This is a genomic window from Kluyvera intermedia (assembly GCF_021440345.1).
GTDB classification, from domain to species: domain Bacteria; phylum Pseudomonadota; class Gammaproteobacteria; order Enterobacterales; family Enterobacteriaceae; genus Kluyvera; species Kluyvera intermedia_A.
The window spans coordinates 1-968 of the sequence record NZ_JAKCNS010000170.1; the positions used below are offsets into that span (position 1 = coordinate 1).

A 968-nucleotide genomic window follows, 5' to 3' on the forward strand; every position below is an offset into this window, starting at 1 on the left:
CTTGCCAGCATGTTATGCCATAGAATGAATGACCTTGTTCTCTGGTGACTTCTGGCATTTTCAATAGTGGAGTGTCTTCCATTTCCAATATATCCCACATCATAATAACGCGGCCTCATTAATAATGTTATTCGCTCCTCTTCTGAGGACGGAAAGGCATCATCTGAGACTACACCCGATTTAATATGCGTACCATAAGCCTCCTTAACTATGCCGCTATCCTTAAATTCCACAACATAATATCCACGCCTTGATTTATCTTCCGAACGACCAAGAATGGAGCATTCACCATTATGCTTCGTGGTAAATACAGCGCCGGGAAACAAAGTGTTATGGCTGTAGTTCTGATGATATTTCTTATTTCGAAAGTAAGGCATCTGACATTTCCTGGGTGACGAATGAAAAGGGGAAAAAGAATCGGGTCGGGTCCTACTTTTCCCTTTACCTTCTGTCAGGCCAGCACTCCGGGTGGAGGTCAGGAATTAAATTAAAGAATCCATTCAAAAAATAAAAAATAAAAATAATACAGACAATGCAATGTGACAGGTATCGTAGCACTCTACCAGTACCGCTCTGCGACTGTCACTGAGTGGGCGTGGCATTCATGCCTTATCATGCACTAGTGCGCTCAGAATGTGCTACAGGCACTGTAAATACGGGTCAGGGCAGGGTGTGCTGAGCCTGTCTGATGGCAGGATTCCGGCATATACGGCGCTGTTCATTTATACAGTTAAATGAAATTGGTATAAATTGTGACCAGAGGTTGCGTGGGGGCGATTATGGGCTGTTTTAGGGCTAAAGCATGGTTTTGTACTGGCTGTAGCCCTTTAATGGCTCGTGATGCGTTATATGAATCAGATTATGCTGATGTGCTGCGCCGGAATTACCCGATAGGGTGGAGAGATAAAAAAATAAATATGATTTATTTACAGATTTAAATATCCGTGATAGCATCGCCGCAAGGTTTG

Annotated in this window: 1 pseudogene; it reads right to left on the minus strand. The window is 43.2% G+C overall.

The features are described 5' to 3' along the window. A pseudogene (locus LZ634_RS22540) lies at nucleotides 1-377 on the minus strand (hypothetical protein); the annotation flags it as partial. Nucleotides 378-968 lie beyond the last annotated feature (591 nt).